Origin of the sequence: Ralstonia sp. Ralssp135, from assembly GCF_047304345.1 — a bacterium.
Lineage (GTDB): Bacteria > Pseudomonadota > Gammaproteobacteria > Burkholderiales > Burkholderiaceae > Ralstonia > Ralstonia chuxiongensis.
Map to the genome: position 1 here is coordinate 163,669 of NZ_JBGLYZ010000002.1, position 23,518 is coordinate 187,186.

Consider the following 23,518-nt stretch of genomic DNA (forward strand, 5'->3'; position numbering starts at 1 on the left):
CGTACAATTTGGACTTTCCGCCATTTTAATTCGACGCATCGGCCTGCCTCGCCCGGCAAGCTTGAAGACGCGCCCATTTTCCCCATCTACACAGATTCTGGAGACCGATCGCATGGCCCTCTACCAACTCGGCGATGTTGCACCGACCATTGACGCAAACGCCTATGTGGCCCCGGAAGCCACCGTCATCGGCCGCGTGGAGCTGAAAGCACGCGCGAGCGTGTGGCCCGGCGCCGTCATCCGTGGCGACAACGAGCCGATTATCGTGGGCGAGGCCAGCAACGTGCAGGAAGGCTCGGTGCTGCACACCGACCCGGGCTGCCCGCTGAACATCGGCGACCGCGTGACGATCGGCCACCAGGCCATGCTGCACGGCTGCACGATCGGCGAAGGCTCGCTGATCGGCGTCCAGGCGGTGGTGCTCAATCGCGCGGTGATCGGCAAGAACTGCCTGGTGGGCGCGGGCGCGATCGTCACCGAAGGCAAGGTCTTCGAAGACGGCACGCTCATTCTGGGTGCGCCCGCCAAGGCTGTGCGCAAACTGACGGAAGACGACATCGCCAAGATGCACCTGAACACCGAAACGTATGCGGTGCGACAGGCGATGTACAAGCAGCAACTGAAACGGATCGATGGATGACTGACGAGCTGAAGAAATTTGTATTCGACGCCGCGCCCGTGCGCGGTGAACTGGTGCGCCTGGAAGGAACGTGGCAAGAGGTGCTGAGCCGCCGCCGCTACCCTGCCCCGGTCAGCACGCTGCTGGGCGAGATGATGGCCGCGGCCGCGCTGTTGTCTGCCAATCTGAAGTTCAACGGCGCGCTGGTTATGCAACTGCACGGCGACGGCCCGGTGCACATGATGGTCGTGGAGTGCAACTCCGACCTGTCGATGCGCGCCACCGCCAAGATTGCCGAAGGCATCGAGATTGCCGACGACGCCACGTTGGCCACCATGGTCAACGTGCACGGCAAGGGACGCTTCGCCATCACGCTTGATCCGCAAGACAAGTTGCCGGGCCAGCAGCCGTATCAAGGCATCGTGCCCCTGTCGGACGAAAACGGGCCGCTTGCCAGCATCACCGAAGTGCTTGAGCACTACATGCAAAGCTCCGAGCAGCTCGACACGCGCCTGTGGCTGGCCGCCGACGGCAAGGTCGCGTCGGGCATGTTGCTGCAACGCTTGCCTTCGTATGGCGGTGCCATGGAAGGCCGCACGACCAACGTGCCTCCGCAAGTTGGCGAGAGGGGCCAGCCGCTGCACCAGGACGTGCAGGAGCAAGACCTCGACACGTGGGAACGCGTTTGCCAGCTCGGCAAAACGCTGCGCCGCGACGAACTGCTCGAGCAGCCGATCGACACGCTCATCAAGCGCCTGTACTGGGAAGAAATGGAAGCGGCCGGCATTCGCATGTTCGAGCCGCAAACCCCGCGTTTCCGCTGCTCGTGCTCCCGACTGCGTGTGGGGTCCATGCTACGCACGCTGGGCCAACCCGAGGTCGACAGCATTCTGGAAGAACGCGGCAAGGTGGAAATCGATTGCGAATTCTGCGGCCAGCACTACAGCTTCGACACTGTGGATTGTGCTCAGCTCTTTGCACAGGAGACCGTCGCGCAAGGCATCCAGGGCGCGTCCGAACAGCGTCATTGAACACGGCGACATAGTATGAAGTGCGCGTGGCGCCCGGCACTTATCGGTGCCGCCCGCGCTCTAAGTCGTCAGTTTCTTCTTCTGCCGCTTGCTGCGGAGCGCATCATGTCTGAGCTCACATCCCTGTCCTTGCGATCGTTGAACTTCTCTCGCGCTGGCGCGCTGGCGTTGCCGATTGGCGCGGCGCTGCTGGCCTCGGCCTGCGTTGCCGTGCCGCGCGGCCCGGGCGGCACGCCCTACACCGCCCGGCTGTCGGACGATACGCAGGCCGCAGCACCGGCGCCGCTGTCGGCGGAAGACCGCAAAAAGCTGGATGCGCTGAATGCCAAGGCGCTGCGCGAATCGGATCAAGCCATCAGACGCGATGCCGAAGCGCGCGCCTATGCGGTCACGCCGTACTACGCGCCGTATCCGTACTACGGAGGCTATTCGGTGTACTACGGCAGCGGATGGCGGCACCGTGGCGGCTGGGGCGTCAGCTACGGGGCACCCGTCTGGGGCTATCCGTACTACTGGTAAATCCCGGAAATTGTCTTGAAGACGAGCGCATCTGCAGGATGCGTTCGCATAGCAGACTCAGTGATGCGCCTGCTGGCCCGCCGGAGGGGGCGGCGGCGGAGTTTCGCTGGTTTTCGGAGCCGGCGCGACAAACTGCACGAAGCCTTCGTCGTCCTTCACCATCCCCAGCTCATAGCGCGCGCGCTCTTCAATGGCGCCCGTGCCTTCCTTCAAATCCTTCACTTCGCCTTCGAGCTTGGTGTTGCGCTGCTTCAGTTCAGCGTTGCGCTGATTCTGCGCCGTCACCTGCTTCTGCATGTCCCACACGCGCAGCCAGCCGCCCTTGCCCAGCCAAAGCGGGTACTGGATAGCAAGCAGCAACAGCAGCAGGAACAGCGTAATCAGGCGCATAGAGACAAGCGTTGGCGGTACTCGGGCCCCAAATACCATGCGACCGCCAGAGCGGCGGTCGCACAGTCATGCGGAGCGAAACTGCGAGGGATTATCGCAGGTTATAGAACGCCGACTTGCCCGGGTAGCTGGCAATGTCACCAAGGTCTTCTTCGATACGCAGCAGCTGGTTGTACTTGGCCATGCGGTCCGAACGCGACAGCGAGCCGGTCTTGATCTGGCCAGCGTTCGTGCCAACGGCGATGTCGGCGATCGTGCTGTCTTCGGTTTCGCCCGAGCGGTGCGAAATCACAGCGGTGTAGCCGGCGCGCTTGGCCATCTCGATGGCTGCGAACGTCTCGGTCAGCGTACCGATCTGGTTGATCTTGATGAGGATCGAGTTGGCGATGCCCTTCTCGATGCCTTCCTTCAGGATCTTGGTGTTGGTGACGAACAAATCGTCGCCAACCAGTTGGACCTTCTTGCCGAGCTTCTCGGTCAGCGTCTTCCAACCGGCCCAGTCGCTTTCATGCATGCCATCTTCAATCGACACGATCGGGAACTTGTCAGCCAGATTTGCCAGGTAGTTGGCGAAATCTTCCGACGACAGCTGCAGGCCTTCGCCTTCGAGGTGGTATTTGCCGTCCTTGTAGAACTCGGAAGCGGCGCAGTCCAGCGCCAGCAGCACGTCTTCACCGGCCTTGTAGCCAGCTTGCTCGATGGCCGACAGGATCGTGTTCAGGCACTCTTCGTTGCTGGCGAAGTTCGGTGCGAAGCCGCCTTCGTCGCCCACGGCCGTGCTCATGCCCTTGTCAGCCAGGATCTTCTTCAGCGCGTGGAAGATCTCGGCGCCGCAGCGCAGGGCTTCGCGGAAGCTCGACTGGCCGACCGGCATCACCATGAATTCCTGGATGTCCAGGCTGTTGTTGGCGTGTGCGCCGCCGTTGACGATGTTCATCATCGGAACCGGCATCTGCATCGCACCCGAACCGCCGAAGTAGCGATACAGCGGCAGGCCGGCCTCTTCGGCTGCGGCCTTGGCCACGGCCATCGACACGGCCAGCATGGCGTTGGCGCCCAGGCGGCTCTTGTTCTCAGTACCGTCAAGATCGATCAGGGTGCGGTCCAGGAAAGCCTGTTCCGACGCGTCCAGGCCCATGATGGCCTCGGAGATTTCGGTGTTGATGTGCTCGACGGCCTTGAGCACGCCCTTGCCCAGGTAGCGCGACTTGTCGCCGTCACGCAGTTCGATGGCTTCGCGCGAGCCGGTGGATGCGCCCGACGGCACCGCGGCACGGCCCATTACGCCCGATTCCAGCAGCACGTCGCATTCGACAGTCGGATTGCCGCGCGAGTCCAGCACTTCGCGACCGATGATATCTACGATGGCACTCATGTAATCCCTCTTGGTTTTCTAAAGCAGGTAAGGCAGCGGTCGGCGGGCTCAGACGCCCTCGACCACGATCATGTTCATCTTGGCGGCCTTGGCGCGTGCATCACGCGCGGCACGATATTCTTCGCTGTCATGGAACGCTTTTGCTGCATCGTAGCTGGGGAATTTCAGTACGACGATACGTGTGGGGTTCCACTCGCCTTCCAGCGATTCGGTCTTGCCGCCGCGCACCAGCGGCTCCGCGCCATGAGCTTGCATGGCCTTGGTCGACAGCACTTTGTATTGTTCGTATTGCACGGGGTCTGTCACGTCCACGTACGCGAGGATGTAGCCAGCGGCCATGTGTCTCTCTCCAGAAGCTGCAACAAACGACGACGGCAGCATACGCTGCCGCCGGTCGGGTTGGGATCAGTCAATCAGTCGAACTGATTTTCCAGGAAACCGCTGCGCTTGGTGAGCACATCCAGTTCTTTCAGAACCGACAGCAAGTCTTTCATGCGACGTAGCGGCACGGCATTCGGGCCGTCTGATTTTGCGCATGCGGGATCAGGATGCGTTTCCATGAAAACGCCCGACACGCCCACGGCGATGGCCGCACGGGCCAGCACCGGCACGAACTCGCGCTGGCCGCCCGAGCTGGTGCCCTGGCCTCCCGGCAATTGCACCGAATGCGTAGCGTCGAACACCACCGGCGCCCCCGTCTCGCGCATGATCGCCAGCGAGCGCATATCCGACACGAGGTTGTTGTAACCAAACGAAGCGCCGCGCTCGCAGGCCATGAAGTTGTCTTCCGGCAGGCCGACCTCGCGGGCAGCGTGACGCGCCTTGTCGATGACATTCTTCATGTCGTGCGGCGCAAGGAATTGGCCCTTCTTGATATTGACCGGCTTGCCACTCTGCGCACAGGCACGGATGAAATCGGTCTGGCGGCACAGGAACGCCGGCGTCTGGAGCACGTCCACGACTTCGGCCACGGGCTTGATCTCGTCGATCTCGTGGATGTCGGTCAGCACCGGCACGCCCACCTGGCGGCGCACTTCCGCCAGAATGCGCAACCCCTCTTCCATGCCCAGACCGCGGAACGAGGCGTCCGACGAGCGATTCGCCTTGTCAAACGACGACTTGTAGACGAACGGAATGCCCAGTGCGCCCGTGATCTCCTTGAGCGTGCCGGCGGTGTCGATCGCCATCTGCTCGGACTCGATCACGCAGGTGCCGGCAATCAGGAAGAACGGTTTGTCGAGGCCGACTTCGAAATCGCAGAGTTTCATGATGTTCCCGTGTGCCGGCGCTTAGGCGACAGCGCGTTGCGTGTTCTGCTGGTGATGCGCCAGCGCGGCTTCCACGTAGGCCTTGAACAGCGGGTGGCCGTCACGCGGCGTCGAGGTGAATTCCGGGTGGAATTGCACGCCGACGAACCACGGGTGCATCGACGCCGGCAGCTCCATCATTTCCGGCAGGTTTTCCGACGGCGTGCGCGCGGAGATGATCATCCCGGCCTTTTCCAGCTGCGGCACGTAGTGGTTGTTCACCTCGTAGCGGTGACGATGGCGCTCGTTGACTTCCGCGCCATAGATTGCCGCTGCCTTGGTGCCGGATTGCACCGGCACGCGCTGCGAGCCCAGACGCATGGTGCCGCCCAGGTCGGAGTCGGCCGAGCGCTTTTCCACACGGCCATCGCGATCCAGCCATTCGGTGATGAGCGCGACCACCGGGTGTTCGGTCTCGTCGTTGAATTCAGTGCTGTTGGCGTCTTTCATGCCGGCCAGATGGCGGGCGAATTCGATCACGGCCAACTGCATCCCCAGGCAGATGCCCAGGTACGGCACGCACTTTTCGCGGGCGTACTGAATTGCTCGGATCTTGCCTTCCGTACCACGCTTGCCGAAGCCGCCCGGCACCAGAATCGCGTCCAGCGCGTCCAGCACCTGTGTATGGCCCGATTCCAACTCTTCGGAATCGATGTACTCGATATTGACGCGCGTCGAGGTATGCAGGCCGGCGTGGCGCAGCGCCTCGATCAGCGACTTGTACGACTCGGTCAAGTCGACATACTTGCCGACCATGCCAATGGTGATCTCGTGCTGCGGATTTTCCAGCGTGTGCACCATATGCGCCCACACTGACAGGTCCGCCGGCGGCGCTTCGATGCGCAGCTCTTCGCAGATGATGCGATCCAGCCCCTGCTCGTTGAGCATTTGCGGGATCTTGTAGATGGTGTCGACATCCCACACCGAGATGACCGCGTCCTGCGGCATGTTGGCGAAGAGCGAAATCTTCGCGCGCTCATCGTCGGGAATCGGGCGATCGGCGCGGCACAGCAGCGCGGTCGGCTGTACGCCGATTTCGCGCAACTTCTGCACCGAATGCTGGGTCGGCTTGGTCTTCAGCTCGCCGGCGCTGGCAATGAACGGCACCAGCGTCAGGTGCGCGAACGCCACCTGGTTGCGACCCAGGCGCAGGCTCATCTGACGCGCGGCTTCCAGGAACGGCAGCGATTCGATATCGCCCACCGTACCGCCGATTTCCACGATCGCCACATCGGCCTTGCCGTCGTGCGACGCCGCCGCACCGCGCTCGATGAACGCCTGGATTTCGTTGGTGATATGCGGAATGACTTGCACCGTCTTGCCGAGATATTCGCCGCGACGCTCTTTGCGGATCACGGATTCGTAAATCTGGCCGGTGGTGAAGTTGTTCGCCTTGCGCATCTTGGCCGAGACAAAGCGCTCGTAGTGACCAAGATCGAGGTCAGTTTCTGCGCCGTCCTCGGTCACAAACACTTCGCCGTGCTGGAACGGGCTCATCGTGCCCGGGTCGACGTTGATGTAAGGATCGAGTTTGAGGAGGGTGACTTTGAGGCCGCGCGACTCGAGAATGGCCGCGAGCGAGGCGGCGGCGATGCCCTTGCCGAGTGAGGACACTACGCCACCGGTAACGAATACGAACTTGGTCATGACCTAGCTTGCCGGGGAAAGCCGGATTATAGCAAAGGTCCCCTCTCCGATCCGTGACAGAACGGTGGAATTTGCCCCAAGGCAGCCTCGCCTATGCGGCGTGCCGCATGGCGCCTGCATTGGCGCGCATTTCGTTGATCAACTCGCGGATCAACTCAGCTGTTTCCAGCGGCTTTTCCATCGGATAAAGATGGCTGCCCTCGATCCAGCGCAGCCTGCTGCCGACGATGCGCCGGGTTGCACCCAGTCCGACTTGGCGAATCTCGCGCGAACGCGTGCCAGCCACAAAGCTGACCGGGAACGCCGTGCCGCCAGCGACCTTGCGCCCCATGTTGGTCGGCAATGTCCGATAGATTTGGTATTCGATTTCGCGCGAGAAGCGCAGTGTGCGCTCGCGGTCACGGCCCGTGGGCTCGGTGCCATGTTCGACATAGTCGCGCAACACCTCTTCGTCCCAACGATCGAACTTGCGCTTGGCCTTGAAGTGGCTCCAGACGGAGTCGAGATCGGGCCACAGATGGCGCCGGTTCTTCGTCGCTGCAGCAGGCGATTGGCTCTCGTCGATGTCCAGCCATTGCGCCACGCGCAGCAGCTTGGCGCGCCATCCGGCAATGATCGGCGAATCTAGCATCACGACGCCACGCACGCGCTCGGGCCGGCGCAGCGCCGCCATCAAACTCAAGAAGCCGCCCAGCGAATGACCCACCAGCCAGACCGGCTCGGCCTGCGCGTCGATTTCGGCGAGCAGCTCCTTCACCAGACCGGGCCACGAACGGGTCACTGGAAAACGCGGATCATGCCCAAAACGCTCCACGGCGCGGATGTCGAATTCGTCACCCAGCACGCCCAGCATCTTGCGATACGTTCCCACGGGAAAACCGTTGGCATGCGAAAAAAGCATCACATCACGCATCGCAGATCCCTATGCCGTTCAGTGCGACTTCTGCGATCCGCCGGCCACGCGCTGAATCGTGGATACCTGCTCCAACGCAGGACCGGGCGCGCGCTCCGGCACGGCGGGCGCATCGGCGGCGGGCGGCGCAATGCGCACGGGTCCGACCTCCGCGGAGGAATGGCCCTCGCGGCGTAACGGGTGCGAAGGCGAAGTGCCAGTTCCCCAATCCGGATCGTCGATCTCGGCAAACACTTGGCGCAGGCGCTTGCCCCATGTGCCGCGAATCATCGTGAAATATGGGTTCTCTTCGTCGATGGCGACAAAGCGCGTCACACGCAGAGAGTCGGTCTCATAGACCAGTAAATCCAGCGGCAAACCCACGGAAATATTCGATTTCAGTGTCGAATCCATCGAGATCAGCGCGCACTTTGCGGCTTCGTCCAACGGCAGCCCCGGGCTGACCACGCGGTCGATGATCGGCTTGCCGTACTTGGCCTCGCCGATCTGGAAGTAGCAGTTCTCGGGCGTGGCCTCAATGAAGTTGCCTGCCGCGTAGACGTTGAACAGGCGCGGCCGCTCTGCGCCGATCTGCCCGCCGAAGACGATGCTGACGTTGAAGTCGATTTTGGCCTTGGCCAGCGCAGCGGCATCGCGGTCGTAGACGTCGCGCACCGCCTCGCCAACAATCGTGGCGGCCTCGAACATGTCCCGCGCCGTCCACAGCGAGCGCGGCTTGCCGCGCGCTTCGGTCAGCACTTGGCGCACCGCCTGACTGATCGCCAGATTACCGGCCGTCAGCAGCACCATGACACGATCGCCTTCGCGCTCGAAGACGGTCATTTTGCGGAACGTGGAAATGGCATCCACGCCCGCATTCGTGCGGGAGTCGGACAGGAACACAAGGCCTGCGTCCAGGCGCATGGCGACGCAATAAGTCATGGGCGAAGCAACAAACGGAAACGGTGGGTTGAAGGCATTCTAGCGCGCCGATCGCAACCCATCCGCGCGCTTGGAAGAGGTGTTCAATTCACTCGGGCAACCTCGGCGGGCAATGGCTCGATGGAAATGCTGACATCCAGCGTCTCGGCACCCCCGCCCTGCCGCACGCCGCGAACCGGTGCCGCGGACTGGTAATCGCGCCCGACTGCCAGCCGGATGTGGCGGGCATCGGTAAAGCACTGGTGGGTGACGTCGATGCTGCACCACGTGTGCGATTCGGCGTCGAGGCAAACGTCGGCCCAGGCGTGGCTTGCGAGGTCCTCTTCGCCCACGGCGTGGAAATAGCCGCTGACATAGCGCGCCGGCACACCCAGGGCCCTGCAGCAGGCGACCATCACCTGCGCCTGGTCCTGGCATACGCCCGTGCCCAGGCCGAACGCCTCCGCAGCGGTGGTGCCGACGTGGGTGGTGTTCGGCTTGTAGCTCACGCGCGTGGCGATGGCTTGCGCGAGGCGTACTGCAGATTCCGCGTCGCCTTGCACCAGCGCGTGCTCGCGCGCAAAGTTGATCATCTCGGGCGGCGCGGAAGTCAGCGGCGTGGCACTCAGAAAATACAGCGGCGACACGCGATAACGCCCTTGCCCGGGCGCATCGACAAACCGTTGGCTGCCAGGCGCGCCCGCTGGAAACACCTCGACAATGCCACGCGCGTCGATGATGACGTCATCCGTACGGTTGCCGAGGGTGAAGTGATGGACGACATTGCCGAAACCGTCCGTGGCGCGCGTGAGGTTGCCAGGCGCGTGGATCTGCCAGCTGTCCACCTGCTGCAGCTCGCCGCTGCGAGGCGTCAGCCGCAGCTCATGCACGCTGTGGCGCAGCGGCTCGGCATAACGGTAGACCGTCGTGTGTCGAATTTGGTATTTCACGATGACACGGGCACCACCCGAAAGCGGCGCCCCGATGTATGCACATTGTCCTGCACGTCACGCCACCTCGAGCGGCACCAGGAAATCCTGGCTGATGCCGTTGCCCAAGTCGCCGATCCGCTCCAGGAAGTTGGTCAGCCAGGCATGCAGGCCGACCGCAAAAATATCTTCGATGCGGGCGTACCGCAGGTCGGCGTGCAGTTTACCAGCGCGACGCTCGGTCTCTGCCGATTGACTGTTGCGCACAGTCGCAAGAATCTCAACCACTTCGTCCATGCTGGCCAGCAGCGAACGCGGCATGTCACTACGCAGAATCAGCAACTCCGCCACGCGCGTCGGCGTGATGACGTTGCGATAGATCTTCCGGTAGACCTCGAAGCCCGACACTGAGCGCAGCGTGGCGGCCCAATGGTAGAAGTCGCCCTGCTCCGCCGCGGTTTCATCGCGCGTGGGCGTGGACTGGAACTTCACGTCCAGCAGCCGTGCAGTGTTGTCTGCGCGTTCCAGGAACGTGCCCAGGCGCATGAAATGGAACGCGTCGTCCGTCAGCATGGTGCCGACCTGCACGCCGCGCGACAGATGCGAGCGGAACTTCACCCATTCAAAGAATTGCGACGGATCGTCCCGCAGCATGCCTTCGGCAATCAGGCGCTGAACGTCCAGCCACGTGGTGTTGATGGTCTCCCAAACCTCGGTCGTGATGGAGCCGCGTACCGCCCGGGCGTTCTCACGCGCGCCGCGCAGGCAACTCATGATCGACGACGGGTTGGTCATGTCGCGCACCATGAAATCGATCACATCGTCGCGCGAGAGCAGGCCATAGCGTTCGTCAAAGACCTGCGTCAGTTCGCAGATGTCGAGCATTGCCCACCAGCCCTGCTCGGCCACTTCCGCCGATTGCGGCAGCAGCGAGGTCTGGTAGTTCACGTCGAGCATGCGGGCGGTGTTCTCGGCGCGTTCGGTGTAGCGCGCCATCCAGAAAAGGTGGTCTGCGGTGCGGCTGAGCATGGCGTTCCCTTCTACGTATTCGATATGCGATTGATCGACTGCCAGTTGCGACAATGCGCGAGCGTTCAGCGCTCCAGCACCCACGTATCCTTTGTCCCGCCTCCCTGCGACGAGTTGACCACCAGCGAGCCCGCCCGCAACGCCACGCGCGTGAGGCCGCCCGGCACCATGCGCACATCCTTGCCGGACAGCACGAACGGCCGCAGATCGATATGGCGCGGCGCGATGCCGGCTTCCACATACGTTGGACAAGTCGACAACGCCAGCGTGGGCTGGGCAATGTATTGTTCCGGGCGAGCCTTCACCACCTCACGGAAGGCGGCAATCTCTTCCTGCGTGGCGGCCGGACCGACCAACATGCCGTAGCCGCCTGCACCGTGCGTTTCCTTGACCACCAGTTCGCCCATGTGGTCGAGCACGTATTGCAGGTCGTCCGGCCGGCGGCACATGTACGTCGGCACGTTATTGAGGATCGGCTCCTCGCCGAGGTAGAAGCGGATCATGTCCGGCACGTACGGATAGATCGACTTGTCGTCTGCCACGCCTGTGCCGATGGCATTGCAGATGGTGACGTTGCCGGCACGATAGACCGACAGCAGCCCAGCCGCACCCAGCGAAGAATCGGGCCGGAACACCAGTGGATCGAGGAAGTCGTCGTCTACACGGCGGTAGATGACGTCGATGCGCTGCGGGCCCTGCGTGGTGCGCATATAAAGGTGATCGTCCTGCACGAAAAGGTCGTGCCCCTCCACCAGCTCAACGCCCATCTGCTGCGCAAGAAACGCATGCTCGAAATACGCCGAGTTGTACATGCCGGGCGTGAGCACCACCACCGTCGGGTCAGCAATGTTCTGCGGCGACACGCTGCGCAGCATGTCGAGCAGCATGTCCGGGTAATGCGCGACGGGCGCCACACGATTGCGCGCAAACAACTCCGGAAACAGCCGCATCATCATCTTGCGGTTTTCCAGCATGTACGACACCCCCGAGGGCACGCGCAGATTGTCTTCCAGCACGTAGAACTCGCCCTCACCGGCGCGCACGATGTCGATGCCGGCCACGTGCGCGTAGATGTCGCGCGGCACGTCCACGCCGAGCATGTCGGGGCGGTATTGGGCGTTGTTGTAGATCTGATCGGGCGGGATAACGCCGGCACGCAAGATGTTCTGCTCGTGATAGATGTCGTGCAGAAAGCGGTTGAGCGCATCAACGCGTTGCCGCAGGCCGCGTTCGAGCTTCGCCCACTCGCTGGCCGGGAAGATGCGCGGAATGATGTCGAACGGGATCGTGCGCTCGGTGCCGCTGTTCGATTCGTCCTTGTCGCCGTACACGGCAAAAGTGATACCGACGCGACGGAAGATCAGGTCTGCCTCGGCGCGCTTGTTCTGCAGCGTCGTGGCGGACTGCGCGCCCAGCCATTCGGCGAAACGTCCGTAGTGGCCGCGTACCTCGCCCTGCTGGACGAGAGCTGCCGGGGCCGGTTCGGCGGCATGGGGGTTGCGGTCCCCATCATGCCAGCTGAGCATTTCATCGTAGAACCGGACTGCCATGCTTTTCTCCCCTGACGGCGCCGCGCGATGTACGCGGCACGTGGTTTTTATAGCACAGCGGTTTTGACCCCCACAATGGGGCCAACCCGTTATGCCTCCAAGTTTACGGCTGGGCGTCGAAGGCGCCGGTGGCCGTTGCCAGGGGTTCCACTTCCTGCGCGGAAGACCAGTACCGCGGCCGCATGGTACGCGCAGTCTGGACGTCCAGCACATCGCCGTCGGTCTCGATGACGACGGCACCGGTCCTGTCCGTGCGCAAACCGTCGATGTCGCGCGCCACGTAGCGCTGCCAGACCTGCGGATGCGGATGTCCGTACCGGTTGCGGTAGCCGACCTGGAAAACCGCCACCTGCGGAGAAACTGCGTCCAAGAACGCGCCGCTGGAGCTTGTCTTGCTGCCGTGATGCGGCACAAGCAAGATGTCTGCCATCAGTCGCTCGGGCGTTTCGGCAGCGATGAGGGCGCTTTCCTGGGCGGCTTCGATATCGCCCGTCAGCAACGCTGCGTAGCGGCCATTTGCGATACGCACCACACAACTGCGCGCGTTGCTGGACACGCGCTCGCTTTCAGCGGGCAGGCGCAGCGGGTGCAGCACCTCAAAGACAACGCCATCCCACGTCCATGCTTGCCCAGCCAAACAATCGGTAAAGCGGATGCCATTTTCATCAGCCACGCTGCGCAAGGCGTGCCGTTGAGGCAAAGACGCCAACATGGTGCGCACTGGCACCGCGTCGATCACCGTTTCGGTGCCACCAGCGTGGTCGCTGTCTTCGTGGCTGACGACAAGCGTGTCGAGCGATTCGACGCCGTGGCTGCGCAGGTAAGGAGTGATGACGCGGGCGGCAGCATCCGCGTGATCGCCGTAGCGCGGGCCGGTGTCGAACAGGAGGCGATGGTTGGCAGTTTCGACCAATGCCGCGGCACCTTGGCCGATATCGAACGCGACAAGCCGGAATTCGCCGGGCGGTGGAGCTGGCACACGCGCCAGCACCAGCGGCAAGAGGAGCAAGGCACCTTGAGCGCGCCATGCCCATGCGCGCATGCCGCCAGGCAACAGCAATAGCGCCACGCCAACCATCGACAGCAGAAACGCCCACACGGGCGCGACCGGCGCAACCCACACCGACCAGTGCGGCTGTGCCAGCCATTCAAGCCAAATGGCCAGCCAGCGAAAGCTCGCCTCGGCCAACATCAGCACCGGCTGCGCTAGCGGGTCAGGGAGCGCCGCGCCAATCAGCGCCAGCGGTGTCGTCACGAAACTCACCGCGGGAATCGCCAGCCCATTGGCCACCGCGGAAACCACCGACGTCTGCTGGAACAACAGCAAGGTCAATGGCAGCAGCCCGAATGTGACTGCAAGCTGAATCCGCGTACCGCCCACCAATGCACGCTGGGCGCGTTCCATCCAGCCGTCTGCTTTGCCATTGCGACGGCCGTCGACCGCCATCTGCGCGGCGATGAAGATGATCGCCACCGCGCCAAATGACAGCCAGAACCCAGCCGACATGACCGCCCACGGGTCCACCACCGCCACCACGGCGGCCGCCCAGCACAGCGACAGGCTGGCCGGCACATTCCGATCGGTCAACCTTGCGATGGCCACGGTGGACAGCATCAGCAGCGTGCGTTGCGCCGGCACACCCATCCCCGCAAGCAGGCAGTAGCCGAATGCCGCCAGCATGGCCGCAATGGCGCCTGCGCGCAGGGCGGGCATGCGTAGCGGCAATGGCGTGTGCAGCCAGGGCGCCAGCCCGAACGACCGGCGCCATAACGCCATCCACAACGCGGCAAACAGCCCGGCGATCATCGTAATGTGCAGCCCTGAAATGCTGACGAGATGGCTGATGCCGGTGCGGCGGAACAGGTCCCAGTCGTCGCGCGCGATGCCGCTTTGGTCGCCCACCACGAGCGCAACGATGACGGCCGCGTAGCGTGCATCGGGCAACGTCGCGAGGATGTGGCGCCGCACGCTGGCACGCCAGCGCTCTACGTCAACACCGAAACCGGAGCCCACCTCATCCAGCGCGATGTTCTGTGCGCGCTTGCCCGTACGCACATAGCCGACGGCCCGGATGTTGTCGGCCAGCATCGCGTATTCGCCATCGAAGCCGCCGGGGTTGGTCAGGCTGTGCGGGCGCTTGACGCGCAGGGTCAGTTGCCAGCGCTGGCCGGGTTGCAGATCGGGGATGCCGGCACGTCGGTCGGGCTTTGCGCCCTCCTCGCCCACGTTGCCCCAGTTCCGCGTGCCATACCAGGACAGGCGCACACGTGGCGGCACGGCATCACCCGCATTACTGGATTCGATGTGGAAGAGAAAACGCGTGGCGTCGTCGCCATTCTGCGGCAGCTCGGCAACCACCCCGGTTGCGACGATGTCCTTGCCTTCCCACGCAGGGCTGAGGGCCACGGCCATGCGGTGCTGTGCGCGCCAATCGCTCCAGCCAAAACCCGCTGCGATGGTGCTGGCGACCAGCAACGCGGGAAACAGCATTGGCCGACGCCGCAGAAAAGCCGCCAGCAGCAGACAGAGCAGCAACACGCCAAGCGGCTGCCACACCGGCGCCAGCGTCGCCTGCATCTGCAATGCCATGCAGCCGGCAACAAAGCCGATCAACCACAGACGCACGCGCGGCCGTCAGACTGGCAACAGCGCTGCCAGGCGAGGAATGGCTTCGATGCTGTTGCGGCGCGCCTGCTCGGCCAACGCCTCGACGGAGATGCCACGCAATTGCGCCATCGCGTCGGCAATGCGCGCGACTTCTGTCGGAACATTGCGCACGCGACCCTGCTCGCCGAACTGATCGTCGGCCAGCCAAGCGGGCGCGAGGTCGGGCGCGTCAGTTTCGAGCACGATCGACTCGATCGGCAATTCCTGCGCCAGCCGACGCACGCGATTGGCGCGCGAGAAGGTAAAGACGCCGCCGAACCCCAGCTTGAAACCGGAATCGACAAAGCGATGCGCCTGTTCCGGGCTGCCGTTGAACGCATGGGCAATTCCGCTTACGCCCGCCTTGGCGGCGGCGCTATGCACCTGGTCCTGCGACTTGCGCACGTGCATCAGCACAGGCAGGTCGAATTCACGAGCGATGCGTAGTTGCGCGCGGAACACGGCGGTCTGCCGCGCAACGTCGTAGTCGGGAATGAAGAAATCGAGGCCGATCTCGCCGACGGCCACAAAGCGCGGGTCGTCCATTGACGCGGCGACCTGCCGGCGCAGTTCGAGCAAGTCATCGTCACTGGCCTGCGCCGCGTAGATCGGATGGATGCCGAGCGCATAGCTGCACCCGGCATGCCGATGTGCCAACGCCCGCACCGTATCGAAATTCCAGCGCGCGACCGCCGGCACGACGATGTGGTTGACGCCCGCCGCATGCGCCTGCTCGACGACCGCATCACGGTCGGCATCAAAGTCGCTGGCGTCGAGGTGGCAATGGGTGTCGATCCACATAGTCCGTTCTGCGTTGGAAAAGGCGGCAACGTACCTGAAAGCGCGGCGTTCAGGAATCCGCCTTTTCCGATTGTGCCGCCCGGCTCAGCGCTCTTGGTGCAAATGGCCTTCCCGCAGGCGGAAAATGCGGTCGCAGCGGCCAGCCAGTTCAATATCGTGCGTGACGATGACAAAGCTGGTGCCCAGCGTGCGCGTGAGTTCCAGCATCAGGTCAAACACTTCACCAGCGGTGTGGTCGTCGAGGTTGCCGGTGGGCTCATCCGCCAGCACGCAAGCCGGAGACCCGACCAGCGCGCGCGCAATCGCCACGCGTTGGCGCTCGCCGCCGGACAGTTCGCCCGGGCGGTGCGCCGTGCGCGGGCCCAGACCCACGCGTTCGAGCATCGCCTGTGCGGTGTGGCGCGCCTGCGCCTCTTCCACGCCACGAATGCGCAGCGGCATCGCGACGTTGTCCAGCGCGGTGAATTCCGGCAACAGATGGTGGAACTGATAGACAAAGCCCAGCGCCCGATTACGCAAGGTGTTGCGCTCGCGCTCTTTCATTGCGGTGAAAGGCTTGCCGAGCAGCGAGACGCGGCCTGACGTCGGTTCGTCCAGCCCGCCCAGCACATGCAGCAACGTGCTCTTGCCCGAGCCCGACGCGCCGACGATGGCGACCTTCTCGCCCACGCCAATGCGGATGTCCACGCCCTTGAGCACGTCGACATTCAAGCCGCCCTGGTGGAACGACTTGGATAGCCCTTCGGCCTGCACCACCACGCCCTGCGGCGCTGCGGCCGGCGCTTCCATGGAAGTCATGACGGCCTCACTCATAGCGCAGCGCCTCCGCCGGATTCACGCGCGAGGCGTGCCAGCTCGGATAGAGCGTCGCCACCGACGCAAGGATGAAGGAAATGATGCCAATGGTCGCAATGTCGTTCACGCGGGGGTCCGAGGGCAGTTCGCTGATGAAGTAGATGTCACGCGGCAGGAATTGCACGTGGAAGAGACGCTCGATGAACGGCACGATCACGTCGATGTTGTAAGCGATGAGCGTGCCGAAGCCCACCCCGAGCAATGTGCCGATAAACCCGATCGCCACGCCTTGCACAATGAAGATCTTCATGATCGAGGCCGGCTGTGCGCCCATGGTGCGCAGGATGGCAATGTCAGCCTGCTTGTCCGTCACCGTCATCACCAGCGTAGACACAAGGTTGAACGCCGCCACGGCGATGATCAGCGTGAGGATGATGAACATCATCTTCTTCTCGGTCTTCACGGCGGCAAACCAGTTGCGGTTCTGGCGGGACCAGTCGCGGATGTACAGCTCGCCGGTCAGCGTGCGCGACAGGGCTTCGGCCACCTGTGGGGCGCGGTCCATGTCCACCAGCTTCAGGCGCACGCCGGTCGGGCCATCCAGGCGGAACAGGCGCTCGGCGTCTTCCATATTGATCAGCGCCAGCGAGCTGTCGAACTCGTAGTGGCCCGATTCGAAGATACCCGTCACCGTGAACTGCTTCAGGCGCGGCAACACGCCCGCTGGGGTGATGGTGCCCTGCGGCGCTACCAGCGTGACCTTGTCCCCCTGGTGCACGCCCAGGCCGTTGGCCAGCTGGCTGCCAAGGGCGATGCCGAATTCGCCGGGTTTCAGGTCGTCGATCGTGCCCGTCTTGAAGTCCTTGGCAATGTCCGACACCTTCGGCTCGTCCGCTGGCGACACCCCGCGCAGCAGCACGCCGCGCACCGCCTCGTCGCGCGTGATCATGGCCTGCGCGCCCACGTATGGCGCGGCGCCGATGACTTCCTTGTTCTGCATCGCCTCATTGGCGGTACGCTGCCAGTCCGGCAGACTGTTCGGCGCCATGACCTCGATATGCGCCAGCACCGACAGCATGCGGTCCCGCACTTCCTTCTGGAAGCCGTTCATGACGGAAAGCACGATGATCAGCGCCGCCACCCCCAGCGCAATGCCGAGCATGGAGATGAGCGAGATGAAAGAGATGAAGCTGTTGCGGCTGGCGCGCTTGCTTGCGCGCGTGTACCGCCAGCCGATCTGCCATTCGTATGGAAGTTTCAAAGGGGATTCCCCGTGGGTGTGATTTGTCCGGCTCACTGGCCAACGAGCCGGAAGTTTACAATCTCGGAGCCATGATTCCTGAACTCACCCTGATTGTCCCGTTTTGCGCGCCCGCTGCCGAGGTGGCGGACGACGCTTACCGTCAATTGACCTTGCCGGGCCTCGAAAGGTTGCTTGCGCGTGCGCGCGAGGCAGAACGCGAGCGCCACGACGATGCCTACCTGCCCACGCTGCCGCACGAGCGCTGGCTGGCTGCGCATGCCGGGCTACCCATTTCTCCACTGCCGTCGGCGCCGTACATGCGCCTGGCGGACGGCGGCAGCGCCGACACGCGCACCTGGGCCTGCCTGCAGCCGGTGCACATCCACGCCGCCCGGGACCATCTGGTGATGCTTGACCCGGCCCAGCTCCGCCTGGAGGCCGCCGACGCCGACGCCCTGCGCACCGCCATCGCCCCCCTCGTCGCTGAAATGGGCATCACGCTCGATGCCACGCACGCCGCCCGCTGGTACGTCGCCGATTCGCCCTTTGGCGACCTCATTGCCGCCGCCCCGCAGCGCGCCACCGGCCACAACATCGACATCTGGATGCACAAAGGCGAGCAGGAGCGCGCCTGGCGCAAGTTCCAGAACGAAATTCAGATGACGTGGTACGACCACCCCGTCAACCAAGCGCGAGAGGCGCGTGGGCTGCTGCCGGTCAATTCGGTCTGGCTGTTCGGCCAGGGCGCGCTGGTCGATGCCCGCCCGATTGCTGAACGCATGATCGGCGCAGATCCGTTCTTCGCCGGCCTGTGTCACGCCGGCAACGCCACCGAGCTGTGCGCGGAAACGCTCGCCGCCGTGCCGTTCGACGATACAAGCGCCGCCGTGCTGCTTGGCGACGCCGGCAAGCCGTATCTCTCCGCCAACTGGTACGACTGGATCGAAACCCTGCGCGCTTACGACCGCGACTGGTTCACCCCCGCCGCCGATGCGCTGGCCGACGGCCGCATCGACGCCGTCTCGCTCGTGTTGACCGGCGACTCGCACTTCGCCCACTACCGCGTTACCCGCCGCGAACTCGCCAATGGCCCGTTCGGCTGGCTGCGCCGCTTCAGTCGTCCACGCACCTTGCGTGATGCGCTCTCCCCGCTTTCCATGGCCGCCTGAGCCTGATCCTGCATGACCCGCATCGCTGTCCGTTCGCATTCCGCTGACGCCGCCACCACACTGGCCGGCCACGGCATCCATCCCGTCCTCGCACGCATCCTCTCCGCACGGGGGGTCGCCCGGCCCGACGAACTGTCGACCGAGCTGACCGACCTCCTGCCCCCCGCGCAACTCAAGGGCATTGACGACGCAGCGCGCTACCTCGCCGACGCCATCGCCGCCGGCAAGCGCCTGCTGATCATTGCCGACTACGACTGCGACGGCGCCACCGCCTGCGCCGTCGGCGTGCGCGGCTTGCGCATGCTCGGCGCGCAGGTCAGCTACATCGTCCCGAACCGCTTTGAGTACGGCTACGGCCTGTCGCCCGAAATCGTGGCACTGGCCGCGCGCGAGAAGCCGGACGTGCTGGTCACCGTCGATAACGGCATCGCCGATGTGGCGGGCGTGGCTGCGGCCAATGCGCTGGGCATCGACGTTGTCGTGACGGATCACCACATGCCCGGGGCGCAATTGCCCGAGGCGCGCGTGATCGTCAACCCGAACCAGCCGGGCTGTGGCTTCCCAAGCAAGAATCTGGCAGGCGTGGGCGTCATGTTCTACGTGCTGCTGGCACTGCGGGCGGAATTGCGCAGGCGAGGCGTGTTCACGCCGCAGGATCAGCCGCGCCTTGATGCGCTGCTCGATCTGGTGGCACTCGGCACCGTGGCCGACGTGGTCAAGCTCGACGCCAACAACCGCCTGCTGGTCGCGCAAGGCCTCAAGCGCATGCGCGCCGGGCGGATGTGCCCGGGCATCGCCGCGCTGTTCCGCGTGGCCGGCCGCGAGGCGCGTCGCGCGTCGACGTTCGATCTCGGCTTCGGCCTAGGGCCGCGCCTGAACGCCGCCGGGCGCTTGGCCGACATGTCACTGGGCATCGAATGCCTGCTCACCGATGACTACGAGCGCGCCATGGCCATCGCCGCGGAACTCGACGGCATGAACCGCGAGCGCCGCGAGATCGAAGCCGGCATGCAGCAGGAAGCGCTCGCCATTCTCGACAGCATGAATGCGCTGGACGGCGCTGGCCGCCACACCATCGCGGTCTACAACGAGACATGGCACCAGGGCGTGATCGGCATCGTCGCCTCGCGCATCAAGGACAAATTCCACCGCCCCGTCTTCACTTTCGCGCCCGGCGACGATGGCGTCATCAAGGGCTCGGGCCGTTCGATTCCCGGCTTCCACCTGCGCGATGCGCTAGACGCCGTACACAAGCGCAGCCCGGGGCTGATCGTGAAGTTCGGTGGCCACGCCATGGCGGCTGGGCTCACGCTGCGCGAAGACGGTTTCGATGCATTCGTCTCGACCTTCGAGGCCGTCGGCCGCGAATGGCTGACCGAGGCGCTGCTCTCACGCGTGCTCGAAACCGATGGCGAGGCAGACCCCGAATGCTTCACGCCGCAGTTCGTCGAGCTGCTCGAAACCCAGGTTTGGGGTCAGGGCTTTCCGGCGCCAAGCTTCTGCGGCGAATTCGATGTGCTGTCGCAGGCTGTCCTGAAAGAGAAGCACCTGAAACTCAAGCTTGGCCGGGGCAAGCAGCATTTCGACGCGATCTGGTTCAACCACGCCGAGCCGCTGGGCGCCTCAGCGTATGTGGCCTACCGACTCGACAACAACACCTTCAACGGCATCACGCGCGTGCAGATGGTGATCGAGCATGCGCAATAGCGGATTGGTCAAACCTTGCGCCAACGCATAAACACATGCAAAAACTGTCTGACGACGCACGGATGACGCTGCGGTCGGGCACGGCCGGTGCGTTACAATGCGGGACTGCCGGCATGGGAACGCACAAGCATCCATGACCGCGCGCCCCACGAATTCCTAGCTTCAACTTCCAAGCGAAATGACTCACGTCGTTACCGAAAGCTGTGTCCGCTGCAAGTACACCGACTGCGTGGACGTCTGCCCCGTCGACTGCTTCCGTGAAGGCCCGAACTTCCTGACGATTGATCCGGACGAGTGCATCGATTGCGCCGTCTGCGTGGCCGAATGCCCGGTCAACGCCATCTATGCCGAAGAAGACGTGCCCGCTGATCAGCAGAAGTGGATCGCCATCAATGTCGAGCTGGCTCAAGCCGGCTGGCCGTCCATCACCAAGACCAAGCAACCCCTGCCCGACGCCGACGACTGGAAGGACGTGAAGGACAAGGAGCAGTACCTCGACCGCGGCTGAACTAGTTGAGTGAACTTGCCTACCCTCCTTTTTGTAGTGCATCGCAAAAAAGGTGTTGACGGGCAGATCGGAAACTAGCTAGAATTCATTTCTTCGCTGTTGCAGCGATTCCCCGATAGCTCAGTCGGTAGAGCGCCGGACTGTTAATCCGTAGGTCCCTGGTTCGAGCCCAGGTCGGGGAGCCAAGTAATACAAGGCCTTGTGAGAAATCACAGGGCCTTTTTACTTTGGCGATTAGACGCCGTATTAGACAGTTGTCTAATTTGCAGACCATCTCGTCTGTCAATCGACGCCCGGCTCACGCTCGTATCCATCGCACGGGTAGCTCGTGTTTCTCAGGCCCCGATCGCAACCCTTCTCAACCACGTAGTGGCGCAGGCTTGGATGAAATTCCAACCCGAGGATGACGTGCGAACACGTACCGCAGCAGCGTCCACGTGACGGCCGCAAATCGAGATCACACGGAGGTGGTGCTGGCGGGTATCCGCCTCGCCCTTCATTCATACTGTATAAATATACAGTACTCACTACCTCTTTAGGCTAACGCCTGGATGACGCGCGCCAGCTTGTGGTCTTCGACGTTTGGCATAGGCCACGTCGCCCTGCCGATCTCGATCAGCGGCGCAGGATGCTGCCATGCGCGAAACAGGCGCGGCACCAGCGGCACCACATCCTGACCGTTGCGGTACAGGTTCACCTGCACCCCGTGCGCGGCCAGAAGCGCGGCCAGGGTGCCGTCGGCGCTCACGCGTGGAGGCTCGAAGCCGTAGACCGCGCGCGGCGGGCGCCCGGCGACGCAAAGTTGGGCGGCGAACAGGATGGCTAGCGCAGCGCCCTCGCTGTGCCCCACCGTCACGGCCGGCGCCGGCAGCGCCAGCAATGGAGCACTGATCGAACTGAACGCCCTCCAGAAGCCGTGATGGAGCGCCCCGAATCCGTCGACGTGCACGGCGTCCGCATCCAGATCAGCTAGCCAGCACGCGAGATTGTCGGAACCAGGGAAGGCGACCGCGTCGCCCTCCACAATCGCGCGCGCGGCGCTCGCAGGCGCACCGACCTGCGGCTGCATCTGGTAAGCCCGCTGCGCCAGCCGGGCGTAGTCCTGCGGTGTCATTTCGCGGCAGGAGCGGAAGCCGCTGGCGCAGGGATAGAGGCTGCGGCCGTCGGCGCCATCTGAATCGCAATGTTGAACGCCAGCACACCGGTATCGATTGCCGCATCGGCCGCGTTCTTCTTGTCCTGCGGCAGCGACGACGCATCCACCAGGGTCTTGATCAGCGGCAGCGTGGCATTGACGATCGACTGCAGGCTGGTGTCGGTAACGGTCGCGCCGGCCGCGCACACCTTGGCGATTGCGGGCTCGACGTCGTTGGCCAACGTGTTGGCCGCGCCGCCAGTGAAGACGTTGTCGGCCTTCAGGATGGCGATTTCGCCCTTGGCGGCGCCGCAGGCGATCGAAACCTGCTGATCGAAGGTCAGTTGCGGTGCGCTGGCGCAAGCGGCGAGGACGGACGCGGCGATGCCTGCCGCAAGCAGCATGATGAAACGCTTCATGGTGAAACCTCTAGGGATTGAACTGCAGGAGGGAAGGCGGAGTTATTGCCCGGCCGTGGAGGCCGAGGATGACGCGGCGTCCGACTTGGCTGCCGCTTTGGCGCTGGCGACGTTCAGCGCCGCATGCGCGCCGGCAACGATGGCGCCAGCAATCAGCGACGAGACGCTGGCCGGTACCGGAACGTGAAAGATGAGGCCGAGCGCCCACTCAACGGCAGGCATCAGCGTTGCGGTGGAGATGGCAACGCCGCCGGTTGCGATGGCAGAAGTCTTGTTCATGATTGATCCTGGTGGTGAATGACCTGCGTGGGGGAGAACTGGTAGCCCTCGATCGCGAACCGCTGGGCGATCCAGAGCGGGAAAGGCATGTCGTGAATGCCGGCGTCCTTGCCTGTGTGGTGCTCCTTGCAGAGCAGTAGCCCGTTCACCGTCATGTCGTCGACGAACAAGTAAGGATCGGCTGGCACCAGGTACTGCGCCGGCGGCTTGCCTTGCACAGCTGGCGCGGCCACGGTTTTCGCGTCCTTGAAGAACCCGTCCCAGTCGAACGCGGCCGCACGCTCGCCAAACTCGCCGGCCTTCGCCTGCGCGGCTACCAACTCCCAGTTGATGAGGTTGGCGAGTGACCGCTCGATCGGGTGGTGGTGCGCCTCCAGCGGATGCCCGCTTTCTTCCGCCGTGGCGTTGCAGATGAAGCAACGGCCAGCCTCGCGCTCGATCAGCGCCTTCTTCGAGTGCAGGAATAGCGGCGTCGTGACGCGCGCATCGTGGCCGGGCAGCAGCACATCGACGGCAAGCGTCTCTTTCTCTTCGTGGGTATCGGTGACGGCCATCTGGCCCTCCAGAAATGCAAAAGCCCCGCTCAAGGCGGGGCTGCGTTGTTGT

Annotated in this window: 24 protein-coding genes and 1 tRNA gene; 7 read left to right on the forward strand and 18 right to left on the reverse strand. The window is 63.8% G+C overall.

Going from position 1 to position 23,518, the window contains the following annotated elements:
- Nucleotides 1-112 precede the first annotated feature (112 nt).
- From ACCD03_RS02760 to ACCD03_RS02770, 3 genes are all read left to right on the forward strand, one after another.
- On the forward strand, nt 113-640 hold the full coding sequence (locus ACCD03_RS02760) for a gamma carbonic anhydrase family protein (RefSeq protein WP_413410731.1): 528 nt from the start codon (nt 113-115) through the stop codon (nt 638-640).
- Nucleotides 637-1,650 (forward strand): Hsp33 family molecular chaperone HslO, encoded by a 1,014-nt coding sequence (locus ACCD03_RS02765; protein WP_413410732.1) that lies wholly within the window; start codon nt 637-639, stop codon nt 1,648-1,650. The genes ACCD03_RS02760 and ACCD03_RS02765 overlap by 4 nt, the downstream gene beginning before the upstream one ends.
- A gap of 105 nt (nt 1,651-1,755) precedes the next feature.
- Entirely contained in the window at nt 1,756-2,169 is a 414-nt protein-coding gene (locus tag ACCD03_RS02770) for a hypothetical protein (protein ID WP_413410733.1), read from the forward strand.
- A gap of 57 nt (nt 2,170-2,226) precedes the next feature.
- On the opposite strand, the gene ftsB is transcribed toward ACCD03_RS02770, so the two are convergent.
- From ftsB to ACCD03_RS02840, 14 genes are all read right to left on the reverse strand, one after another.
- Entirely contained in the window at nt 2,227-2,559 is a 333-nt protein-coding gene (gene ftsB, locus ACCD03_RS02775; RefSeq protein WP_413410734.1) for a cell division protein FtsB, read from the reverse strand.
- Nucleotides 2,560-2,650: 91 nt separating this feature from the next.
- Nucleotides 2,651-3,934, reverse strand: coding sequence for a phosphopyruvate hydratase (gene eno / locus ACCD03_RS02780; RefSeq protein WP_045204335.1), 1,284 nt, complete (start codon nt 3,932-3,934; stop codon nt 2,651-2,653).
- 48 nt (nt 3,935-3,982) lie between these two features.
- On the reverse strand, nt 3,983-4,273 hold the full coding sequence (locus ACCD03_RS02785) for a DUF1330 domain-containing protein (protein WP_045204336.1): 291 nt from the start codon (nt 4,271-4,273) through the stop codon (nt 3,983-3,985).
- Between the two features lie 74 nt (nt 4,274-4,347).
- A complete protein-coding gene (gene kdsA, locus ACCD03_RS02790) occupies nt 4,348-5,202 on the reverse strand; it encodes a 3-deoxy-8-phosphooctulonate synthase (protein WP_413410735.1) in 855 nt (284 codons plus the stop codon).
- Between the two features lie 21 nt (nt 5,203-5,223).
- Entirely contained in the window at nt 5,224-6,888 is a 1,665-nt protein-coding gene (locus tag ACCD03_RS02795) for a CTP synthase (protein WP_253536816.1), read from the reverse strand.
- A 91-nt stretch (nt 6,889-6,979) separates the two neighbouring features.
- Nucleotides 6,980-7,801 carry an alpha/beta fold hydrolase gene (locus ACCD03_RS02800; RefSeq protein ID WP_045204339.1) on the reverse strand — a complete coding sequence of 274 codons (822 nt, stop codon included), beginning with the start codon at nt 7,799-7,801 and terminating at the stop codon, nt 6,980-6,982.
- Between the two features lie 18 nt (nt 7,802-7,819).
- Nucleotides 7,820-8,722: a peptidase gene (locus tag ACCD03_RS02805; protein ID WP_253536814.1), complete on the reverse strand. Its 903-nt coding sequence runs from the start codon at nt 8,720-8,722 to the stop codon at nt 7,820-7,822.
- 83 nt (nt 8,723-8,805) lie between these two features.
- A complete protein-coding gene (locus tag ACCD03_RS02810; RefSeq protein WP_413410736.1) occupies nt 8,806-9,651 on the reverse strand; it encodes a transglutaminase family protein in 846 nt (281 codons plus the stop codon).
- Nucleotides 9,652-9,708: 57 nt separating this feature from the next.
- The gene (locus ACCD03_RS02815; protein WP_024976052.1) at nt 9,709-10,659 is read right to left on the reverse strand and encodes an alpha-E domain-containing protein; all 951 of its coding nucleotides are present in this window, start codon (nt 10,657-10,659) and stop codon (nt 9,709-9,711) included.
- Nucleotides 10,660-10,724: 65 nt separating this feature from the next.
- Entirely contained in the window at nt 10,725-12,209 is a 1,485-nt protein-coding gene (locus ACCD03_RS02820) for a circularly permuted type 2 ATP-grasp protein (protein ID WP_045204342.1), read from the reverse strand.
- Nucleotides 12,210-12,312: 103 nt separating this feature from the next.
- The gene (locus ACCD03_RS02825; RefSeq protein WP_413410737.1) at nt 12,313-14,835 is read right to left on the reverse strand and encodes a DNA internalization-related competence protein ComEC/Rec2; all 2,523 of its coding nucleotides are present in this window, start codon (nt 14,833-14,835) and stop codon (nt 12,313-12,315) included.
- Nucleotides 14,836-14,844: 9 nt separating this feature from the next.
- Nucleotides 14,845-15,657 (reverse strand): TatD family hydrolase, encoded by an 813-nt coding sequence (locus ACCD03_RS02830; RefSeq protein WP_413410738.1) that lies wholly within the window; start codon nt 15,655-15,657, stop codon nt 14,845-14,847.
- 84 nt (nt 15,658-15,741) lie between these two features.
- Complete coding sequence (gene lolD / locus ACCD03_RS02835) at nt 15,742-16,470, reverse strand: lipoprotein-releasing ABC transporter ATP-binding protein LolD (RefSeq protein WP_024976056.1); 729 nt, start codon at nt 16,468-16,470, stop codon at nt 15,742-15,744.
- Nucleotides 16,463-17,713: a lipoprotein-releasing ABC transporter permease subunit gene (locus ACCD03_RS02840; RefSeq protein WP_253536806.1), complete on the reverse strand. Its 1,251-nt coding sequence runs from the start codon at nt 17,711-17,713 to the stop codon at nt 16,463-16,465. The genes lolD and ACCD03_RS02840 overlap by 8 nt, the downstream gene beginning before the upstream one ends.
- Before the next feature lie 71 nt (nt 17,714-17,784).
- Here ACCD03_RS02840 and ACCD03_RS02845 point away from each other — a divergent pair, with 71 nt between their 5' ends.
- The 4 genes from ACCD03_RS02845 (at nt 17,785) to ACCD03_RS02860 (ending at nt 21,264) form a co-directional block, all read left to right on the forward strand.
- A complete protein-coding gene (locus ACCD03_RS02845; RefSeq protein ID WP_325654971.1) occupies nt 17,785-18,864 on the forward strand; it encodes a hypothetical protein in 1,080 nt (359 codons plus the stop codon).
- A gap of 12 nt (nt 18,865-18,876) precedes the next feature.
- Nucleotides 18,877-20,571, forward strand: a complete 1,695-nt coding sequence (gene recJ, locus ACCD03_RS02850) for a single-stranded-DNA-specific exonuclease RecJ (RefSeq protein ID WP_413410739.1) — start codon at nt 18,877-18,879, stop codon at nt 20,569-20,571.
- A gap of 178 nt (nt 20,572-20,749) precedes the next feature.
- Entirely contained in the window at nt 20,750-21,079 is a 330-nt protein-coding gene (gene fdxA / locus ACCD03_RS02855) for a ferredoxin FdxA (protein WP_004626101.1), read from the forward strand.
- 109 nt (nt 21,080-21,188) lie between these two features.
- Nucleotides 21,189-21,264, forward strand: a tRNA-Asn gene (locus tag ACCD03_RS02860).
- 350 nt (nt 21,265-21,614) lie between these two features.
- Here ACCD03_RS02860 and ACCD03_RS02865 read toward each other — a convergent pair.
- Genes ACCD03_RS02865 through ACCD03_RS02880 form a run of 4 tightly spaced genes read right to left on the reverse strand, consistent with a single transcriptional unit; the run spans nt 21,615 to nt 23,466 of the window.
- Entirely contained in the window at nt 21,615-22,193 is a 579-nt protein-coding gene (locus ACCD03_RS02865) for a lipase family protein (RefSeq protein ID WP_413410740.1), read from the reverse strand.
- Nucleotides 22,190-22,633, reverse strand: coding sequence for a hypothetical protein (locus ACCD03_RS02870; RefSeq protein WP_413410741.1), 444 nt, complete (start codon nt 22,631-22,633; stop codon nt 22,190-22,192). Before ACCD03_RS02870 ends, ACCD03_RS02865 begins: the two co-directional genes overlap by 4 nt.
- 42 nt (nt 22,634-22,675) lie before the next feature.
- Nucleotides 22,676-22,912, reverse strand: coding sequence for a hypothetical protein (locus ACCD03_RS02875; protein ID WP_413410742.1), 237 nt, complete (start codon nt 22,910-22,912; stop codon nt 22,676-22,678).
- The gene (locus ACCD03_RS02880) at nt 22,909-23,466 is read right to left on the reverse strand and encodes a hypothetical protein (protein ID WP_413410743.1); all 558 of its coding nucleotides are present in this window, start codon (nt 23,464-23,466) and stop codon (nt 22,909-22,911) included. The genes ACCD03_RS02875 and ACCD03_RS02880 overlap by 4 nt, the downstream gene beginning before the upstream one ends.
- Between the last annotated feature and the right edge of the window lie 52 nt (nt 23,467-23,518).

Excerpts from the sequence above, each read along its gene's own strand:
- ACCD03_RS02760 (WP_413410731.1), top strand. The coding sequence starts at position 113 with ATGGCCCTCTACCAACTCGGCGATGTTGCACCGACCATTGACGCAAAC.
- ACCD03_RS02765 (WP_413410732.1), top strand. The coding sequence starts at position 637 with ATGACTGACGAGCTGAAGAAATTTGTATTCGACGCCGCGCCCGTGCGC.
- ACCD03_RS02770 (WP_413410733.1), top strand. The coding sequence starts at position 1,756 with ATGTCTGAGCTCACATCCCTGTCCTTGCGATCGTTGAACTTCTCTCGC.
- ftsB (WP_413410734.1), bottom strand. The coding sequence starts at position 2,559 with ATGCGCCTGATTACGCTGTTCCTGCTGCTGTTGCTGCTTGCTATCCAG.
- eno (WP_045204335.1), bottom strand. The coding sequence starts at position 3,934 with ATGAGTGCCATCGTAGATATCATCGGTCGCGAAGTGCTGGACTCGCGC.
- ACCD03_RS02785 (WP_045204336.1), bottom strand. The coding sequence starts at position 4,273 with ATGGCCGCTGGCTACATCCTCGCGTACGTGGACGTGACAGACCCCGTG.
- kdsA (WP_413410735.1), bottom strand. The coding sequence starts at position 5,202 with ATGAAACTCTGCGATTTCGAAGTCGGCCTCGACAAACCGTTCTTCCTG.
- ACCD03_RS02795 (WP_253536816.1), bottom strand. The coding sequence starts at position 6,888 with ATGACCAAGTTCGTATTCGTTACCGGTGGCGTAGTGTCCTCACTCGGC.
- ACCD03_RS02800 (WP_045204339.1), bottom strand. The coding sequence starts at position 7,801 with ATGCGTGATGTGATGCTTTTTTCGCATGCCAACGGTTTTCCCGTGGGA.
- ACCD03_RS02805 (WP_253536814.1), bottom strand. The coding sequence starts at position 8,722 with ATGACTTATTGCGTCGCCATGCGCCTGGACGCAGGCCTTGTGTTCCTG.
- ACCD03_RS02815 (WP_024976052.1), bottom strand. The coding sequence starts at position 10,659 with ATGCTCAGCCGCACCGCAGACCACCTTTTCTGGATGGCGCGCTACACC.
- ACCD03_RS02820 (WP_045204342.1), bottom strand. The coding sequence starts at position 12,209 with ATGGCAGTCCGGTTCTACGATGAAATGCTCAGCTGGCATGATGGGGAC.
- ACCD03_RS02830 (WP_413410738.1), bottom strand. The coding sequence starts at position 15,657 with ATGTGGATCGACACCCATTGCCACCTCGACGCCAGCGACTTTGATGCC.
- lolD (WP_024976056.1), bottom strand. The coding sequence starts at position 16,470 with ATGAGTGAGGCCGTCATGACTTCCATGGAAGCGCCGGCCGCAGCGCCG.
- ACCD03_RS02845 (WP_325654971.1), top strand. The coding sequence starts at position 17,785 with ATGATTCCTGAACTCACCCTGATTGTCCCGTTTTGCGCGCCCGCTGCC.
- recJ (WP_413410739.1), top strand. The coding sequence starts at position 18,877 with ATGACCCGCATCGCTGTCCGTTCGCATTCCGCTGACGCCGCCACCACA.
- fdxA (WP_004626101.1), top strand. The coding sequence starts at position 20,750 with ATGACTCACGTCGTTACCGAAAGCTGTGTCCGCTGCAAGTACACCGAC.
- ACCD03_RS02865 (WP_413410740.1), bottom strand. The coding sequence starts at position 22,193 with ATGACACCGCAGGACTACGCCCGGCTGGCGCAGCGGGCTTACCAGATG.
- ACCD03_RS02870 (WP_413410741.1), bottom strand. The coding sequence starts at position 22,633 with ATGAAGCGTTTCATCATGCTGCTTGCGGCAGGCATCGCCGCGTCCGTC.
- ACCD03_RS02875 (WP_413410742.1), bottom strand. The coding sequence starts at position 22,912 with ATGAACAAGACTTCTGCCATCGCAACCGGCGGCGTTGCCATCTCCACC.
- ACCD03_RS02880 (WP_413410743.1), bottom strand. The coding sequence starts at position 23,466 with ATGGCCGTCACCGATACCCACGAAGAGAAAGAGACGCTTGCCGTCGAT.